The sequence below is a fragment of the Frankia gtarii genome, from assembly GCF_025403375.1.
GTDB classification, from domain to species: Bacteria; Actinomycetota; Actinomycetes; order Frankiales; family Frankiaceae; genus Frankia; species Frankia gtarii.
This window is the reverse complement of sequence record NZ_JAMPTM010000131.1, coordinates 1-17,780: the sequence shown is the minus strand read 5'-3', so window position 1 is coordinate 17,780 and position 17,780 is coordinate 1. Positions and strand designations below refer to the sequence as shown.

General features: G+C 71.2%; 16 protein-coding genes and 1 pseudogene. 3 read left to right on the top strand and 14 right to left on the bottom strand.

Annotated features, from left to right (window positions below):
- Nucleotides 1-390: 390 nt before the first annotated feature.
- Both NBZ83_RS18705 and NBZ83_RS18700 read left to right on the top strand, forming a co-directional pair.
- Nucleotides 391-999 (top strand): hypothetical protein, encoded by a 609-nt coding sequence (locus NBZ83_RS18705; protein ID WP_261566982.1) that lies wholly within the window; start codon nucleotides 391-393, stop codon nucleotides 997-999.
- Nucleotides 996-1,535, top strand: coding sequence for a DUF4439 domain-containing protein (locus NBZ83_RS18700; protein WP_261566983.1), 540 nt, complete (start codon nucleotides 996-998; stop codon nucleotides 1,533-1,535). Before NBZ83_RS18705 ends, NBZ83_RS18700 begins: the two co-directional genes overlap by 4 nt.
- 15 nt (nucleotides 1,536-1,550) lie before the next feature.
- On the opposite strand, the gene NBZ83_RS18695 is transcribed toward NBZ83_RS18700, so the two are convergent.
- From NBZ83_RS18695 to rpsB, 14 genes are all read right to left on the bottom strand, one after another.
- Complete coding sequence (locus NBZ83_RS18695; protein WP_261566984.1) at nucleotides 1,551-2,006, bottom strand: RrF2 family transcriptional regulator; 456 nt, start codon at nucleotides 2,004-2,006, stop codon at nucleotides 1,551-1,553.
- 127 nt (nucleotides 2,007-2,133) lie between these two features.
- Entirely contained in the window at nucleotides 2,134-3,207 is a 1,074-nt protein-coding gene (locus tag NBZ83_RS18690; protein WP_261566985.1) for an ABC transporter permease, read from the bottom strand.
- Nucleotides 3,197-3,958: an ABC transporter ATP-binding protein gene (locus tag NBZ83_RS18685; protein ID WP_261566986.1), complete on the bottom strand. Its 762-nt coding sequence runs from the start codon at nucleotides 3,956-3,958 to the stop codon at nucleotides 3,197-3,199. The genes NBZ83_RS18690 and NBZ83_RS18685 overlap by 11 nt, the downstream gene beginning before the upstream one ends.
- 58 nt (nucleotides 3,959-4,016) lie before the next feature.
- Nucleotides 4,017-5,096, bottom strand: coding sequence for an ABC transporter substrate-binding protein (locus tag NBZ83_RS18680; RefSeq protein WP_261566987.1), 1,080 nt, complete (start codon nucleotides 5,094-5,096; stop codon nucleotides 4,017-4,019).
- Nucleotides 5,097-5,410: 314 nt separating this feature from the next.
- The gene (locus tag NBZ83_RS18675; RefSeq protein WP_261566988.1) at nucleotides 5,411-6,262 is read right to left on the bottom strand and encodes a GNAT family N-acetyltransferase; all 852 of its coding nucleotides are present in this window, start codon (nucleotides 6,260-6,262) and stop codon (nucleotides 5,411-5,413) included.
- Nucleotides 6,263-6,275: 13 nt separating this feature from the next.
- Nucleotides 6,276-7,430 carry a flavodoxin-dependent (E)-4-hydroxy-3-methylbut-2-enyl-diphosphate synthase gene (gene ispG, locus NBZ83_RS18670; RefSeq protein ID WP_261566989.1) on the bottom strand — a complete coding sequence of 385 codons (1,155 nt, stop codon included), beginning with the start codon at nucleotides 7,428-7,430 and terminating at the stop codon, nucleotides 6,276-6,278.
- A gap of 109 nt (nucleotides 7,431-7,539) precedes the next feature.
- Nucleotides 7,540-8,724, bottom strand: coding sequence for a M50 family metallopeptidase (locus tag NBZ83_RS18665; RefSeq protein WP_261566990.1), 1,185 nt, complete (start codon nucleotides 8,722-8,724; stop codon nucleotides 7,540-7,542).
- A 160-nt stretch (nucleotides 8,725-8,884) separates the two neighbouring features.
- Nucleotides 8,885-10,108, bottom strand: a complete 1,224-nt coding sequence (dxr, locus tag NBZ83_RS18660; protein ID WP_261566991.1) for a 1-deoxy-D-xylulose-5-phosphate reductoisomerase — start codon at nucleotides 10,106-10,108, stop codon at nucleotides 8,885-8,887.
- A gap of 186 nt (nucleotides 10,109-10,294) precedes the next feature.
- Entirely contained in the window at nucleotides 10,295-11,554 is a 1,260-nt protein-coding gene (locus NBZ83_RS18655) for a CE1 family esterase (RefSeq protein WP_261575497.1), read from the bottom strand.
- Nucleotides 11,555-11,615: 61 nt separating this feature from the next.
- On the bottom strand, nucleotides 11,616-12,866 hold the full coding sequence (gene rlmN, locus NBZ83_RS18650; RefSeq protein ID WP_261566993.1) for a dual-specificity RNA methyltransferase RlmN: 1,251 nt from the start codon (nucleotides 12,864-12,866) through the stop codon (nucleotides 11,616-11,618).
- A 155-nt stretch (nucleotides 12,867-13,021) separates the two neighbouring features.
- A complete protein-coding gene (locus tag NBZ83_RS18645) occupies nucleotides 13,022-13,918 on the bottom strand; it encodes a phosphatidate cytidylyltransferase (protein WP_261566994.1) in 897 nt (298 codons plus the stop codon).
- Between the two features lie 132 nt (nucleotides 13,919-14,050).
- Nucleotides 14,051-14,608: a ribosome recycling factor gene (gene frr, locus NBZ83_RS18640; RefSeq protein ID WP_261556104.1), complete on the bottom strand. Its 558-nt coding sequence runs from the start codon at nucleotides 14,606-14,608 to the stop codon at nucleotides 14,051-14,053.
- Between the two features lie 346 nt (nucleotides 14,609-14,954).
- Nucleotides 14,955-15,569: a translation elongation factor Ts gene (gene tsf / locus NBZ83_RS18635; protein ID WP_261566995.1), complete on the bottom strand. Its 615-nt coding sequence runs from the start codon at nucleotides 15,567-15,569 to the stop codon at nucleotides 14,955-14,957.
- Nucleotides 15,570-15,823: 254 nt separating this feature from the next.
- Nucleotides 15,824-16,756, bottom strand: a complete 933-nt coding sequence (gene rpsB, locus NBZ83_RS18630; RefSeq protein ID WP_261566996.1) for a 30S ribosomal protein S2 — start codon at nucleotides 16,754-16,756, stop codon at nucleotides 15,824-15,826.
- A 659-nt stretch (nucleotides 16,757-17,415) separates the two neighbouring features.
- On the opposite strand from rpsB, the pseudogene NBZ83_RS18625 reads away from it, so the two are divergent.
- Nucleotides 17,416-17,780, top strand: a pseudogene (locus tag NBZ83_RS18625) (hypothetical protein); the annotation flags it as partial.

The following is a 17,780-nucleotide window of genomic DNA, read 5'->3' as shown; positions in this document are numbered from 1 at the left end:
GACTCCCCCGCCCCTGACACCTGGTCCGTCCCTTCCCACGTTCGCGCCTGTCCCGATCGTCTCGCCGTCCACTGCCGGCCGGCCATCCCGCCACCCCGCCGCGGGCCGCCACGCCGGCAGCGACCAGCTACCAGGGGCGATACCCAGGTTCGGCCGGACAGCACGGACTTACCTGCGGGTTGACCAACGACAACGCACGGCGACTCCCGCCGACGGACTACCGCCCACGAGCCCACCGGACCACGGCGGTGGCGGACGAGATGAGATCCATAGCCTACGTCCGCCGCGGCGGACGTAGGCCGCGGCCCACGCACCGATCATCCGCGCAGGGTCGGACGGCGGTCGGCCCGGCCGGCGGGATGTGCGAAGCTCGGGACCGTGGACCCGGCGTTGCGCACACCCGTCTCGCGGCGGCGGATCCTGCTGGGGATCGGTGGGCTTGCTCTCGCCGACGCGATCGGGGTGGCCGGCTGCGCCACGACGGTCTCGCCCCCGACCGGGGCGAGCGGCGGGCTCGCAGCGGGCGACACGGCCGCGGTTCGGGGCGCGATCGTCCGCGCCACGGCGCTAGCTGCCGCGTATCGGACCGCGGCGGGACGGCATCCGTCCCTGCGCTTCCTGTTCGACCCGCTGCGTGCCCATCACGAGGTCGCCGTGTCGACGCTGGGGGCACAGGTCCCGGCCGCGGTGGCGACCAGCCCGCCGGCCGGGACGACCGGATCGAACCCGACAGCGTCCGCGCCGGCCGGGGTGGCGGCCACGGCCGGCGGGGTCGACGAGTCGCCCACGGCCCGCGCGGCGACGCTGGCATCGCTACGTGCCACCGAGAGCAGAGCGTCGGCCGCGGCGCGCACGGACAGCCTGCGGGTAACCGGCCTGCTCGCGCCGTCGCTGGCCAGCCTGCACGCCGCCGGTGTCGCGCAGGTGGAACTGCTCGACCTCTACCTCGCGCAGGTCAACTCCGGCCGGCCGGCCGCGACCGCCGGGAGCGTCGGGTGACCCCGGGCAGGCGGGGCCGACGGGTCGTCGCGGCCGCCCCCGCCGGCGCTGGGGCGGCCCGGCAGAGCCCGGCGGCTCCCGGCCAGGCAGCCGCCGTCGACGCCCTGAACACAATGCTCACGGCCACCCACGCCGCGATCTACGCCGCCGCGGCCGCGGGCGGGGCGCTCGCGCCGCTGGGCCCCGCGGCCGCCGGCGCCCGTGAGCTGGCCCGGCTGAGCTGGGTCGCCCACCAGGCGCTGCGCGACGACCTCGTCGCCGTGATCGGCGCCCGGGGCGGTCAGGCCCTTCCGGCGCTGCCCGCCTACCGGATCCCCGCGACGCCGGTCAGCGTCGCCGCCTCACTGGCCCTGCTGGCCCAGATCGAGGACGCCTTCGCCGCGGCGGCCCATGACGCCACCGCCGTCCTCGGCACCGACGCCCGGGAACTCGCCGTCGACGCCCTGAGCGGGGCGGCCGTGCGTGCCCAGCGAGCGCGCCTCGCGGCCGGCCTGCCGCCCGCAACGGCCACCCGTGCGCTGCCGGGAGCGTCGTGAGCGTCCGCCCACGCGCTAGTGCGTGACCCAGGCATCGGGATCATTACCTAGAGTAGTGATGATCTCTGGAAGTCGACCGCCTGCGACATCGGCCAGGGTCACGTTCTCCAGGACGCGGCGCAGGTTGACCCGGACGGCGATCCAGACATCCTGAAGATTCTTGGCCGCACCCTCGTAGCAGGCATCTTCGGGACGGCGCCCGCGCACACTCGCGAGCGGGCCGTCGGTCACTCGGATCACCGTGGCGACGGTGATCTGGTCGGCGGGGCGGCCCAGCTGGTAGCCCCCGTCGGCACCCCGGCGGCTCTGGACCAGCCCGGCCCGACGCAGGTCGGTCAGAATGTTCTCAAGGAAACGCAACGGCAGATCCTGCGCCGTGGCAAGCGACTCGCCCTTGACGAGCTCGCCGTCACTCGCCGCCAACGTCAGGAGTGCGCGCAGCGCGTAGTCGGCGCGAGCGGAGATCTGCATGCACCCATTTTGCCGCCCGGCAGCACCGAGCGCCCCCGGCGGGTCGGCCGGGCGCGGCGCGGACGTGCCCGGCGACACTCACCGTCCGCGGCAGCGACCCAGCCGAGCCAAGCGGGATGCCACCCGCTTATCCTGCGCCGCCCGCATGCCCGCCGTCCGCTCCCCCGGCGCCCCCGTCCACCGGCTGATGCGGCACCGTGCCGTCGCCGGAGCCTCCCACCGGGTCGACGCCGCCGCCGGCCATGCCGCGTCCCCGGCCGCCCCGGGCCGCCCGCACCGCGGACGTCCCCTCGGCGACGAGACCGCGACGCACGCGCATCCGCTGGTCGGCGATGTTGAAGGCGGTGTCGACGAGGACTCCGACGACAAAGATGGTGATCATCGAGGCCATCACCCCGACCGTGTCGAGCAGTTCCCGGGAGTTCTGCAGGTCGGCCCCGACCGAAGGATGGCCGGGGACGATGACCAGCAGCTCGCCGGCCATCAGGCTGCGCCAGCAGAACGCCCAGCCCTGCTTGAGCCCCGCCAACACGGAGGGCAGGGCTGCCGGCGCCACGACGTACCGGTAAAGGGAGAACCCTCGCGCGCCCATGCTGCGACCGACCCGCACCAGCAGCGGCGGCACGTAGTCGACGCCGTAGATCACCCCGTTGGCGACCGAGGGTGCGGCCCCGAGCACCACGACGAACAGGATCGCCGACTCGCTCAGCTTGAACAGCAGGATGGCCAGGGGGAACCAGACGATGGACGGCATCGTCTGCAGCGCGGTGATGAAGGAGCCCACCGCGGTGCGCAGGACGGCGGAGCGGGAGACCGCGACCCCCACCACGACCCCGATCACGACCGCGAGGGCGTAGCCCTCCAAGGCTCGGACCAGGGTGCGCGCCAGGGCGTCCCAGAAGTGGTTGGTGCCGAGGCGGCTGCCGAACTCGGACAGTGCCTTGCCCGGCCCGGGCAGCACGTAAGTGGGCTTCCAACCGCTCCAGACGACGACCTGCCACAGCAGCAGGAACAGGGCGAGGGCGCCGATCTTCGGCCAGGTCGCCGCCCAGGCCCGGGCCGCGAGCGGCCGCCGCTGCACGGTCGGGATGTCGAGCGCGTCGAGACCGGCGAGCGCCGCGTCCACCGCGAGCCCGGTCTCGGGGTCGAGGTCCGTCGACCGGCCACGGAGCTGGGTCGAGATGCCGCTTTCAGTGGCCATGCCGGCCAACCTCCTCGCGCAGTCGCGTGGTCACCGTGGTGGCCAGTTCCGCGACCCGGGCGGAGTCGATGCGCCGCGGCCGCTCGATGTCGACATCAAAGATCTCCGCGACCCGTCCGGGCCGGGAGGACAACAGCACGATGCGGTCGCCGAGCCGGACGGCCTCGCGGACGTCATGGGTGACGAAGATGACCGTGACGCCGGTCTCCCGCCAGATCCGTTCCAGCTCGTCGTGGAGCAGGTCGCGGGTCATCGCGTCGAGGGCACCGAAGGGCTCGTCCATGCAGAGGATGTCGGCCTCCTGCGCGAACGCGCGGGCGAGGCTCACCCGCTGGCGCATGCCCCCGGACAGCTCATGGGGGCGCTTGTCGGCCAGCCCGGCGAGGCGAACCATCGCGAGCAGGCGTTCCACCCGCTCCCGCCGCTCGCCGCGGCGGATTCCCCGTAGCCGCAGCGGCACCTCGATGTTGCCGCCCGCGGTGAGCCACGGCAGCAGCGCCGAGTCCTGGAACATCATCCCGGCACGGCGACCGGTGGTGTCCACGGTGCCGGCGCTCGGCGCGTCGAGACCGGCGATCAGGCCGAGCAGCGTCGACTTGCCGCATCCCGACGCGCCGAGCAGACAGAGGAACTCGCCGGACCGGACGTCCAGGGAGACGTTGTCCAACGCCTGGACACGGGCGGCGCCGGCGCCGAAGAACCGGCTGACGCCGTCGATGCGCACTGCGGTGTCGGAGCGGACAGCGGTCACGGATCATTCCCCCGTTGCGGTGGAGACGCACGCCCGGCCAGGGCGCCCTGCGGGTGGGTCAGGAGTCGGAGACGGCCGGCTTGCCCTGCTTCGACAGGATGTCGTTGAGGATCGTCAGATCGAAGATCCCGTCGAGCTTCGGATTCTTGATCAGGCCGAGCTCCTGCTGGTGCTTGGCCGAGGTGAGCAGGGAGGCGGCGATCGGGTCCGGGGTGAACGTCAACGACTTCCACGCCGAGGTCAGGACCTTGTCCGACAGCGGCTTGCCGGCGAGCTTGCCCAGGGCCGTGTTGGTGACCTTCGCACCGGCGTCCAGGTCGGCGTTGAGGCCGTTGATCGACGCCACGTTGGCGCTGACGAGCCGGCGGACGATCTCCGGGTTCTTCTTCAGGTAGGCGGTGCGCACCAGCAGCACCGTCGTGACGAACTGGCCCTTGGTCTCAGGCCACTCGTCGGCCTCGTTCACGAGCACCTTGCCGCCCGCGGCGACCAGCCGGGACGCCGTCGGCTCGGGCACCCACGCGCCGTCGATCGCCTTGTTGGTGAAGGCGTCGACCGTGAGGGAGTTGTCCTGCGGCTTGATCGAGACGTCGCCACCGCCCTGGTTGTCCGTCTTCAGACCGTTCTTCTTCAGGTAGTAGCGCAAAGCCACGTCCTGGGTGTTGCCGAGGCTCGGCGTCGCGAGCGTGGTGCCCTTGAGCTGCGCCACCGAGGTGATGTCCGGGCGGACCACGAGTGCCGCGCCACCCGACGTCGCACCGGAGATGATCCGGACAGCCTCGCCGTTCGACTTGATGAAGCTGTTCACCGCGGGGTTCGGCCCGATGTATCCGGCGTCGAGCGCCCCGGACAGGACGGCCTCGGCCTCCTGGACGCCGGAGTTGAACGTCGACGTCTTCAGGGTGACGCCGGAACCGAGTTCCTTGGCGAAGATCCCCTTCTCGACGCCATAGAGCGCGGGCGCATGGGTGAGGTTCGGGAAGTACCCGAGACGGAGCGTCCCGCTTACCTGGCCGGGCGCCGTGCTCGCCGAGGCGCTGTCACCGTCGCTCGAGCTCGAGCAGCCCACCACCGCCAGCGCCAGCGCCCCCGCGGTGATCAGTGGCGCCGCGGCGCGCCACAGTCTGCTCACCCTCATCAAAACCCCCTTCGCGCAGGCTGAAGCCCACGCCATGCAAGTCAATCGAAGTCATCGGGATGGTAAGCATGCCAGATGCCCTGCATCCTGACTATGTGCCCCCATGGTCCAGACATCGTTGCGCAATAAAATTTGCCAACTTCGCCGCAGATCTGGACAAAACGGACAGCGGTCGATGGTGTCGACGAGTCCCCCGCGGACCATCCGGAGCATGCCGCGGACCAGGTCAGGGACCTGCCCAGCGAGATCGACGGCAGCGAGGCGGGCGATGGGTGGGGGCAGCGTCGGGGCTTAGAAAGCGGAAGCGACGCGCGCTAGAACAGGATCGAGGCGAAGGTGCCCACGCGCTGGAATCCAACCCGCTCATAGGCCCGGCGGGCGGCATGATTGAAGTCGTTGACATACAGGCTCACCCGCGGGGCGAACGCCGTCCGCGCGAGCGCGACGACGCTGGCAGTGCCGGCCGCACCCAGCCCACGCCCGCGCAGCGCCGGATCCACCCAGACGCCCTGGATCTGGCAGACATCCCCGGCGACCGCGCCGATCTCGGCCTTGAACAACACGCGGCCGTCGACAATGTGTGCGAACGATCGCCGCTGACCGATGAACTCCGCGACGCGGGCCCGGTAGAGCGCCCCGCCGTCGGCCAGGACCGGGGACACCCCGATCTCTTCGGTGAACATGGCGATACAGGCCGGCAGCAGGATGTCCAGCTCGTCGGGCCGGACGGGGCGCACGGCCGGGTCGGGCGCGATGAGTGGCGGCCCGTCGATCACGAGCAACGGCTGGTCGGCCCGGACCTCGCGGGCACGTCCCCAGGTCGGCTCGAGCCGCTGCCACATCGCCATGACCGACGAGGAGACGCCGACGACGGAGGAGCAGCGGCGGCCCTGCCGGCGGGCCCGCTCGGCAAACAGCTTCGCCGAAGCGGGGCCCGCCGCCACGGGCCAGAGGTTGGCGCCGGAGTAACACAGCGCGGCCAGGTGACCGTCGACCGTGTGCCCCCACATCTCCGCGCCGAGGCGCCACGGGTCAAGCCCGGCGGCCTCGACGCGGGACGCAACGAACACGTCGGCAACCGGATTACGGGCTAGCAGCTCGCGCACGGCGGGAAGATCCCGATCATCGAGCAGGCGCGTCGACGCGGAGCGCAGCGGCAGGCCCATCCGGTCACGCCGCCTAGCTGACGGTGACCGAAGGCTCGCCGGACGGGGTGCCGTCCGCCGACATCTGCTCGGCCAGCCGCATGGCTTCCTCGATGAGGGTCTCCACGATCTGAGCCTCGGGCACGGTCTTGATGATCTCGCCCTTGACGAAGATCTGGCCCTTGCCGTTCCCGGACGCGACGCCGAGGTCAGCCTCCCGAGCCTCGCCCGGCCCGTTGACCACGCAGCCCATCACGGCGACGCGCAACGGGACCTCCATGCCTTCGAGACCGGCGCTGACCTGGTTGGCGAGGGTGTAGACGTCGACCTGGGCCCGGCCGCAGGACGGGCAGGACACGATCTCCAGCTTACGCTGCCGGAGTCCGAGGGACTCCAGGATCGCGGCGCCGACCTTGACCTCCTCGACCGGCGGCGCGGACAGCGAGACCCGGATCGTGTCGCCGATGCCCTCGGCGAGCAACGCGCCGAAGGCGACCGAGGACTTGACGGTGCCCTGGAACGCCGGACCCGCCTCGGTCACGCCGAGGTGCAAGGGGTAATCGCAGGACTGGGCGAGCAGGCGGTAGGCCTGGATCATGACAACCGGGTCGTGGTGCTTGACCGAGATCTTGATGTCGCGGAAGTCGTGCTCCTCGAACAGCGAGCACTCCCACAGCGCCGACTCGGTGAGCGCCTCCGGCGTGGCCTTGCCGTACTTGGCGAGCAGCCGCTTGTCGAGGGAGCCGGCGTTGACCCCGATCCGGATCGGGGTGCCGGCGGCCTTCGCCGCGCGCGCTATTTCGCCGACCTTGTCGTCGAACGCCTTGATGTTGCCGGGGTTGACGCGCACCGCGGCGCAGCCGGCATCAATCGCGGCGAAGACGTACTTGGGCTGGAAGTGGATGTCCGCGATCACCGGGATCGGCGACTTTCGGGCGATGGCCGCAAGCGCGTCGGCGTCGTCCTGGCTGGGGACGGCCACCCGGACGATCTGGCAGCCCGAGGCGGTGAGCTGGGCTATCTGCTGCAGTGTCGCGTTGACGTCCGAGGTCAACGTGGTGCACATCGACTGTATGGAGACCGGAGCGTCACCCCCGACCGGAACGTTGCCCACGTTGATCTGCCGGCTGTGCCGCCGAGTGCCGAGCGGTCGGGCCGGAGCGGCTGGCATGCCCAGAGTAACGGTCACGTTGTCCTCACTGGCGAATCGGAAAAATGGATCGACGTGCGACTGATTCGGCCTGTCGGCTGCGGGACGCAGGGCAGTAGGGCACACGGTCTCGCGCAACCGTGCGGGTTCACTGGTTCAGGCGGATCGGGTTGAAGATGTCGGCGGACAGGAGGAGCAGGCTGAACCCGAGCAGGACGACAACCGTGGCGTACGTGGCTGGTAAAAGCTTGGCGAAATCCACCTTTTGTACCGGACCACGGTAGCCCCGAAGCCTGCGCAGACCATGTCTGGCCTGCTCGAAGCCCAGTACGGCGATGTGGCCGCCGTCCAAGGGCAGCAGGGGCAACAAGTTGAAGATGCCGACCGCGAGGTTGATCGCAGCCACGAGGATGAGGAACTGGCGGACCCGGTCGAGCACCGAGCTGTCGGGCGCCGAGACGACGTCACCGCCGATGCGCGCCGCACCCACGACGCTGATGAAGCCCTGGGGATCGCGATCGTCGCTGAAGATCTTGTCGACATCGCCGATTCGGTGGGTCAGCGTGTTGTACATGCCGGTGAAGCCGGAACCGATCACGTCGAAGGTGTGCGGAACGGCCTCGATCGGGTTGTAGTGCACCGTCTCGAGACCGGGCCGAACGCCCAGCGCACCGACCCGGTCGTTCCCCGACTCGCCGGTCACTCGGTTGCGGCGGACCTCGACAAGGTCCGGGGTGAGGGTCAGCTGCCGTCCGTCCCGCTCCACCACGAGCGGGGCGGACCCGGCGCCGTGTTCGCGCACCCGGTGGGTGAAGTCCTTCCAGGTGTGCACCGCGACCCCGTCGAAGCTGACGATCCGGTCGCCAGGCCGCATACCCGCCGCGGCGGCCGGGCCCGGGCCGGAACAGTTCGCGGTCGTGGCCACGCAGCTCGTCGCGCCGATCTTCGACTCGCTGACCTGTGTGGTGCCGAGTGCGACCAGCACCCCGTAGATCAGCACGATGGCGATGACGAAGTGCACGAAGGAGCCGGCAGACATGACCACCAGCCGCGCCCGCGCCCGGGCGTTGTGGAACGCCCGAGGCTCATCGGCCGGATCGATCTCCTCCAGCGGCGTCATCCCCTCGATCTTGACGAAACCGCCGGCGGGGATGGCCTTGATGCCGTACTCGGTCTCGCCTCGCTGGCGGGACCAGATCGTCGGCCCGAAGCCCACGAAGAACTTCGAGGCCTTCATGCCGTAGTGCCGGGCGGTCACGAAGTGCCCGCCCTCGTGCAACACCACGGACACGAGCAGCGCCGCGGCGAACGCCACGATGCCGAGAATCGCCATCAGGCCGGCCTCCGCCCGGTGGGACACCGGTCGGAGGTACCCGGGTGAGCCCCGGGACCCCGCGAACCGCCACGCCCGGCTCGGCCCGGACGGGTCGCACCGACCCCGCAACGGGAACCGGTCGGGTGGGATCCGCCGCCCACCCCGGACGAAGCGTGATTCACACCGATTCCCGTTCGCTCTCGCGCTGGATCAACCGCTGCGCCGCGTCCCGAGCAGCCCGCTCGGTGGCGAACACCTCGTCGAGTGACGGGTGGTCCACAACCTCGTGTTCGGCGATGACCTCGGCCACCAGATCGACGATACGGACGAAGGGCAGGCGTCCGGCCAGGAAGGCCGCCACCGCCTCCTCGTTGGCCGCATTGAACACCGCGGGTGCGGTGCCACCCCGGCGACCAGCCGTACGCGCGAGCTCCACGGCCGGGAAGGCCACCTCGTCGAGCGGTTCGAAGGTGAGCGCCTGGGCGCGGGTCCAGTCCATCGGCGGCTGCGCCTCGGCCACCCGTTCCGGCCAGCCCAGGGCCAGTGCGATGGGCAGACGCATGTCGGGCGGCGACACCTGGGCCAGGGTTGACCCGTCGGTGAACTCGACCATCGAGTGCACCAACGACTGGGGATGCACGACGACGTCGATGTCGTCGTAGGGCACTCCGAAGAACAGATGCGCCTCGATCAGCTCCAGGCCCTTGTTCATCAGGGTCGCGGAGTTGATCGTGACCACGGGGCCCATGTCCCAGGTGGGATGGGCCAGCGCCTGCTGCGGGGTGACGGCGGCGAGCTCGTCGCGGCGGCGCCCGCGAAACGGCCCGCCGCTGGCCGTGAGAACGAGCTTGCGCACCTCGTCCCGGCGGCCGCCGCGCAGGCACTGCGCCAACGCGGAGTGTTCGGAGTCCACCGGAATGAGCCGGTCCGGGTTGCCGCCGAGCGCGTCCAGGACCAAAGGCCCGCCGGCGACCAACGACTCCTTGTTCGCCAGCGCCACCGTCCGACCGGCGGCCAGCGCGGCGAGCGTCGGCGCGAGACCGACCGACCCGGTGATGCCGTTGAGAACAATGTCACAGGGCCATTCGGCGATTTCACTGGCCGCATCGGGCCCCGCCAGGATCTTCGGCACGGCGAACTCGCCCCGGCGGTAGCCCCGCCGGGTCGCCTCCGCGAAGAAGGCGAGCTGCAGATCCTGGGCGGCCGATGCCGCCGCCACGCCCACCGCCTGGACACCGAGATCGAGTGCCTGGGCCGCGAGCAGGTCCACCCGGGACCCGCCGCCCATCAGCGCCACCACGCGAAAGCGCTGAGGATTGCGGCGTATGACGTCTATGGCCTGGGTTCCGATCGAGCCCGTGGACCCGAGCAGAACAACTTCACGCAGGTTCGAAGCCTCCACCACATCTCCATTCTCTCAGGCCCGTCGGCGCCTGGGCGCCGCCCTGTTCGGTTCATGACAGGTGCCACCCGTAGATGTGCAATGGGTCTGACGGCCACTACCTTTCGTGACCTCATCCTCTCCCCGTCGCGGCGATGTCGACCTCAACCCGGCGGGGTCGCCGGTCTCGCACCCAAACGGGGGAGCTCATCCGTCCGCAGCCGCCGACGATGGCGTGCCGGTCACCGACGGTGATGTCGACGGCGTAGGACTGACCGGACCGCCCGTGCCGGCGCTCGGGCTCGCACTCACCGAGGGCGACGCGTTCGCCGTCGACGACGGTGCGGCCGGCGAGGCCGAGGCAGCGGGCGAGCCGCTCGGGGCAAGCGGGCCGGGCAGCGGGGACGCCCCGGCTGAGCCCGGCGACCCGGTGCCGCCGCCGACGTCCCCGGATGCGGGGGTGTAGCCGAAATAGGTCAATGCCACGACGGTGGCGCTGAAGGCGTCCGAGGTCGGGCCGAGCACCGGGCGGGCCTGCGCGCCGGGCCAGGTGTGCCCGGTACCTTGCATGGCCAGCAATCCGACGTCCCGGCCGCTCGGGCAGCCGGTCCAGACGGTGCGCTGCCAGGCCGCGGTGTCCCGGGAGACCTGGGTGGCGCCGCTACACCGAAGTGCGGAGGCGTAGCGGGCGAGCCAGTCGGGCGTCGACTGGGCGGCCACGCCCGCGAACGGTGCCGGACGAGGGGCGCCCCCGCCCTCGAGCGGCGCGACCTGGTCGGCCGTCCCGTGGATCTCGAGCAGGTTCGTGGTGGGCGCCGCGCAGGAGGCCGGCAACACACTCGAGCCGACCGTGACCGCCGCCGCGAATCTGCCCGGCAGCGCGCAGGCCGCCGTGAGCACCATGTTCGCGCCGTCTCCGTAACCGACGGCGAATATGCGCTTCGCGTCAAGGCACATCCGGCCCGTGAGCTCGTTGACCAGCATCCCCTCGAACAGCACGTCATCGGGGCCGACGGCGGTGGACCGAGGAAAGTTCCACCGATCCTGCGCCCCGATCGGGGCCGCGACCGCGAAGCCGGCCCTGGTGCCCTGGTCGGCCAGCCGGGTGTAAGCCTCCAGATCGTCGGTGCTCTGCCCGAGATCGTGGAAGGTGAGGATCAGCGGAAGCGCCCGGGCCTGCGAGCCGGCGGCGGGAACTGCCAGGACATACGTGCGGTCGGCGCCACCCACCCGCAACGTGCGGGTACTCACCCCGGACGGCAGGGTCTTCCCGGTGATGCACCCACTGGGTGGCAGCGGGGGGACGGTGGGCGTCGGCGACGCCGAGACGGCCGCCGCGCGCGGTTCACGCCCACCAGCGGGACCGAACGCCGAGGACGGCCCCGAGGCATGCTCCGGGCCGGAGTCCCGCGAGATGGCGTACCACAGCAGAAGCAGGAGCACGCCGACTGCGGCGGTGATCGGCAACCAGACTGTGTTCGTCGTCCGCGCGCGGTGCCGCAGGGAACCGCGCCGTCGACTCGCCGGGCTACCGAAGGACACGGTTGCCGTGCGCAGGCGAGCCGTCCGCCGCGCCGGCGGCCTCGACGGTCGTCGCGGACTCGACGTGCCTGGCACGTCCGGCGGGCTCGGCGGCGAGCTGCCCGCAGGCCGCCGCGATCTCCCGGCCGCGGGTGTCACGCACGGTGGTGGCGATTCCCCGCTGCCGCAGCCGGCGGACGAACGCACGCTGGCCGGCAGGGGCACTGGCCTGCCAGGACGAGCCATCCGTCGGGTTCAGCGGAATGAGATTGACGTGCGCGAGGCGGCCGGTGAGCAGGGTCGCGAGCGCGTCGGCGCGGGCCACGTCGTCATTGACCCCGTCGATCAGCGCGTACTCGATGCTCACCCGCCTGCCGCTGGCCTCGGCGTACTCCCAGGCCGCGGCGAGCACCTCGGCCACCGGCCACCGGGTGTTGATCGGTACCAGCTCGTCGCGCAGCTCGTCATCCGGGGCGTGCAGGGACACTGCGAGGGTCACCGGCAGGCCCTCGCCGGCCAGCCGACGCATCGCCGGCACGAGTCCGACGGTGCTCACCGTCAGCCCACGCGCGGACAGCCCCAGCCCCTCGGGCGGCGGCGCGATCAGGCGGCGCAGCGCCGCGGTCACCGCGGTGTAGTTGGCCAGCGGCTCGCCCATGCCCATGAAGACCACGTTGGACAACCGGCCCTCGCCCCCGGCGAGTTCCCGGCGGCGCAGGACGCGAGCGGCGTGCACGACCTGTTCTACGATCTCCGCCGTCGACAGGTTACGGGTCAGCCCCCCCTGACCGGTGGCACAGAACGGGCAACCCATGCCGCAGCCCGCCTGGCTGGACACACAGACCGTCGCCCGATCCGGATATCTCATGATCACGGATTCGAGCAACGCACCGTCCGCGGTCCGCCACGCGATCTTGCGGGTCAGGCCGTCATCGCAGCTCAGCGTCCGGGTGGGCATGAGCAGCCGCGGGAGCAGGGCCTCGAGGAGCGGTCCGCGTCCGCCCTCGGGCAGGTCGGTCATCGCCTCGGTCTCGTCGGCATCGACCAGCCGGGCGAAGTAGTGGCGCGACAGCTGGTCGGCGCGAAAAGCAGGCTGGCCCAACGAGACGGCAACCTGACGGCGCTCATCTCGGGAAAGATCCGCCAGGTGCCGCGCAGGCCGCCCGGCGCGCCGGGTCAGGGACAGGCGGACCGGCCGGCCGGTCCCGGCGGACATCGGGCCGTCCGGGGATTCGGATTCGACGGTCATGGGAGTCATCGCGAATCCAGTGTGCCAGGAGGCCGGCGCGTAGACGAATGCGACGATCGCCCGCGCGGGCGGCGCGCACCGCCCGGCGCCCCCGACCGGGTCGATCGCAGCGCCGGTACGGGCGGGCCGGCAGCGCGGGCACCGGTGCCACCGCTGCCACCCACTCAGGCGAGGAAGGCGGCGAGTAGCAGCCAGGCGACGGGGGCGGTGCACAGCAGCGAGTCCAGGCGGTCCATCACGCCGCCGTGCCCGGGCAGCAGGTTACTCATGTCCTTGATGCCGATGTCCCGCTTGAGCAGCGACTCGCCAAGGTCCCCGATCGTCGCCGTGCAGGCGGTCGCCAAGCCGAGCAGGACGCCCTGCCACGCGTGCGCTCCCAGCGGCCACGCCACCAGGATCCCCGCCACCAGCACGCAGGCCGCCACGGAGCCCGCGAAGCCCTCCCACGACTTGCCGGGGGACACACTCGGGGCCATCTTGTGGCGCCCCCCGGAGAGGACCCCCGCGGTGTAGCCGCCGACATCGCTGGCCACGACCGTGCCGAGGAAGGCGAGGACCCGCCAGCTACCGTCGGACGGCTCGGTCAGCAACGCCGCGAACCCCGCGGGGAAGCCCACATAACCGGCGACGAACGCGATGCCACTCACGTCCCGGACCAGGCCCCCAGCCGGTCCGACGGCGCGCACCGCCACCCCGACACCGACGGTGGCGGCGAGCGTCAACAGCAGGCCCGTCGTCCCGGCGACATAGGCCACCACCGGCATCGCGAGCGCCCCGGCGACCAGCGGCACGGGCGGCACCCGCACGCCCGTGAGCCAGACCGCCCGGATCACCTCCCAGGTGCCCAGGGCGACCGCGACGCTGATGACGCCGACGAACGCCGCACGCACCGTGAACAGCGGGACGAGGATGCTCGCGCCGAGCAGGGCGCCGACCCCGATCGCAGCCGGTAGGTTCCGGCCGGCACGGGAACGGCGCGGCGGGACCGCTGCCGCCTCGGTCGCATCGGCACTTCCGGATGGCCCGCCGTCAACCACGGCGCGGCCGTCGACTGCCGTCATGGATGCCTATATCTCGACAGAAGCGGATAGGAATGGCGGGCACATCCCGCCGCCGCCCTTCGCGCACTGTCACGATCATCTGGCTCGGATCGTGGGGCGAACGGACCGCGGCGGCTCCGGTGGCGGAGATGGTCAGACCGACAGCAGGTCCGCTTCCTTGAGGCGGAGGAGCTCGTCCACCTGGCCGACGTAACGATGGGTCGCCTCGTCGAGGTCCTTTTCGGCGCGCCGGCCGTCGTCCTCGCCGGCGTCACCGTCCCGGACGATGCGGTCGATCCCGTCCTTGGCGTGGCGTCGCACATTGCGGATGCTCACCCGGGCATCCTCCGCCTTGGACCGGGCGACCTTGACCAGGTCACGCCGCCGCTGCTCGGACAGCTCCGGGAAGACGATGCGGATGATCGTGCCGTCGTTGCTCGGGTTGACCCCGAGGTCGGAGCCGCGCACCGCCTTCTCGATCGAGGGCAGCGACGACTTGTCGTACGGGGTGATGATCACCATGCGCGGCTCGGGGATGTGGAACGAGGCCAGCTGCTGCACCGGTGTCGGCGCGCCGTAGTAGTCCACCAGAATCTTGGAGAAGACCGCGGGCGTGATGCGGCCGGTGCGGATGTTCGCGAAGTCCTCCTTGGCGACCGAGACGGCCTTCTCCATCTTCTCCTCGGCATCGAGAAGTGTGTCGTCGATCACCACGTTTCCTTCCGTCCGCTCTGACCTGCCGGCGCCCGTCCGGCTCCGACGGCAGCTTCCCCGTCAGCCACCCTCCGGACACGGCCGCCTTCCGAGCCGCAGCACGACACGTGCTGCCCATGGGTGCCGGGGCCCCTGCCCCGTCGATGATCGCACAGCCGTGACATGCAGTGTCCCGCACGAGGCCGCTCCCCCGGAGTCCGGGGGGACGCGCCACGCCGAGCACGTCGAACCGTCGCATCGCCGCCTCGGCGCGTGACGCTCGTGGCATTGCCACGGCGGCCACCCGAGGGAACACGAAACCGGCGGGCGACCACTGTCCGCCCGCCGGCCCGTGAACCTGCGCTCAGACCTGCTTGATGTTGAACCGGGAGAACCGGCCGACCTCGATCTTCTCGCCCAGCGACGCACCCGCCTGGTCGAGCAGGGCCCGGATGGTTACCTTGCCATCCTTTACCCAGGGCTGGTCCAGCAACACGCTGATCTTGATGTAGCCGTTGACCCGGCCGTCAACGATCTTCGCGATCGCCTGCTCGGGCTTGCCCTCCTCGCGGGCGGCCGCCTCGTAGATCCTGCGCTCGGCCTCGAGTACCTCGTTGGGGATCTGGTCCGCGGTGACGTACAGCGGATCCGCGGCGGCGATGTGCTGCGCGAGGTCGCGGGCAAGCTGCTTGAAGTCCTCGGTCTTCGCCACGAAGTCCGTCTCGCAGCGCAGCTCGACGAGCACGCCGAGGGTCGGCGGCAACTGCGGGTCCGTCCGGTGCAGGTAGGACTCGACCAAGCCGTTGGCGGCGCTGCGCGTCGCACGCTTCGCGACCTGCGCCTTACCCTTCTCCCGCAGCCAGGACTTCGCCTTCTCGAAGTCGCCGTCGTTGTCGACCAGCGCCTTCTTGACGTCGCTCATCCCCGCTCCGGTCAGCTCCCGGAGCTTGCGGATGTCGGCGGCTGTGATGTCTGCCATGGTGCTCTTCTCGTTGGTGTGGGTCGGATGCTGTCGTTAGTCCTGAAAGGCACCGCGCGATCCTGACGGCGCGGCACGGTCCTGGATGCGCGGCACGGCACCGGGCCTTCCAGCTGGCTGGGAGCGCCGCCGGCACCGCCCCCAACTCCGTCGACCGCCGCGGGCTGCCGCTCTGGCGCGGCCCGCAACCAAGCGGGCCGCGGGCCGCCACGCGCCGGGCGCCACGAAGGCCCAGCGCGTGGGGTGCGACGAGGTCAGACGGCAGTACCAACCGCGGCGTCGGACTGGGCCTCGACGGCGGCCGGCACCGGCTCCTCGGCGGGCTGCTCCTCGCTCGCAGCGACGGGCTCCGCAGGTGCGGCGGGCTCCGCAGGTGCGGCGGGCGTGGCAGGTGCGGCGGGCGCGGCAGCCTCGCCGCGCAGCAGCGCCTGCTCCCACTCTGCCAACGGCTCCTCACCCGCGGACTGCTCGGGCTTGGCGTCGGCGGCCTTCGAGGCGCCGGCCCGGGACATGAGTCCGTCCGCGACCGCGTCGGCAACCACGCGGGTCAGCAGCGCCGCACTGCGAATCGCGTCGTCGTTGCCGGGAATCGGGTAGTCGACCTCATCGGGGTCGCAGTTGGTGTCGAGGATCGCCACGACCGGGATGCCCAGCTTGCGCGCCTCACCGACCGCGATGTGCTCCTTCTTCGTGTCCACGACCCACACCGCGCTCGGCACCCGGCTCATGTCCCGGATGCCGCCGAGGGTGCGCTCCAGCTTCGCCTTCTCCCGGGTCAGCACGAGCTGCTCCTTCTTCGTACGGACCTCGGTGCCACCGGTCACCTCGATCTCCTCGAGCTCCTTGAGCCGCTGGAGACGCTTGTAGACCGTCGAGAAGTTGGTCAGCATGCCGCCGAGCCAACGCTCCTTGACGTAGGGCATGCCAACCCGGGCGGCCTGCTCCTCGATGGCTTCCTGAGCCTGCTTCTTCGTCCCGATGAACAGCACCGTCCCACCGTGCGCCACCGTCTCCTTGACGAAGTCGTAGGCGCGGTCGATGTACGAGAGAGTCTGCTGCAGGTCGATGATGTAGATGCCGTTACGCTCAGTGAAGATGTACCGCTTCATCTTCGGGTTCCAGCGCTTGGTCTGGTGCCCGAAGTGCACGCCGCTTTCGAGCAGCTGCTTCATGGTGACGACGGCCATGGCGCGTCGCTCCTCTCCGTCCGGCCGCAGCCGAACGCCTCGGTTGTGACGGCGCCGCCTGACGGCGGCTGCCCCTGACGCCCGGAGTGGTCGTGGCCGCCGCAACGCGACGGACCGAGGAGACCCTTCCGACGGCCTCAGGAGACCCTCGGAAGCGGGCGTGCGAACTGGGCCCGCTATGCGGACCCTGTGGAAGATGATACCCGGCCCCACGCTACGGCCCAGCGGGAAACCCGGCTGCCCCGATCCCTCAGGATCGCGCGCCGTCGCAACAGGTCCACCGGGAGGATCATTTCCCGCCGATCTTCGCCCGGACCGGTGCGACGCCCCTGAAGTCACCGCAATCGTGGGTGCACCCGGCCCAGGGACCACGTCCGACACCCATCCGCCCGGGCACTGTCCACAGCCCGACCTCAGCCGCGCGGACACGCGCCACGACCCGGCGCCGCGCCAGACCCGCAGGCCAGCAACCCATCCAAAGTCAACGCCAAAGCAAGTTATCCACAATCAGAAACTTTGGACTACCCAACGGGGCCGAAACACCGCACCGTGGAACCGGGCGATCCGCTGCTCTCGCGGACCGACCCAGCGGCGGCCGGGACCGCTACCCGGACGCTCCCGGCCGCCGCGCCTCCCTCGACCCCGGAGGTTGTACCGCCATGCCCAGACTGCCCCGCTTCGATCCACTCTGGCTCATCATTCCGGCGATCGCACTGCTGATCGCCGTCGGCTGGCCCACCAGGGTCCCGATCAACCCGCGCGGAAGCGGGCCGCCCGCCACCATCACCGCGCACACCCCTGGCCCGGCCAGCCCACGACCAGGTACAGAACTCGACGGCGGCCTCCTGACCGGCGCCTGGCAGGGATCGGGGCCGAACGACACGATCGGTCAGGCCCTGGTGGTGGCGCCAGAACCTGCCGCCACCACGAGCAAGGCGCCCCTACCCGGCGCGATGGTCACCCTCACGCCCCTGCACCCCGCTCCACCACCCGCGGGCGCAGTCCCCTCCGCCCCTGGCACCCC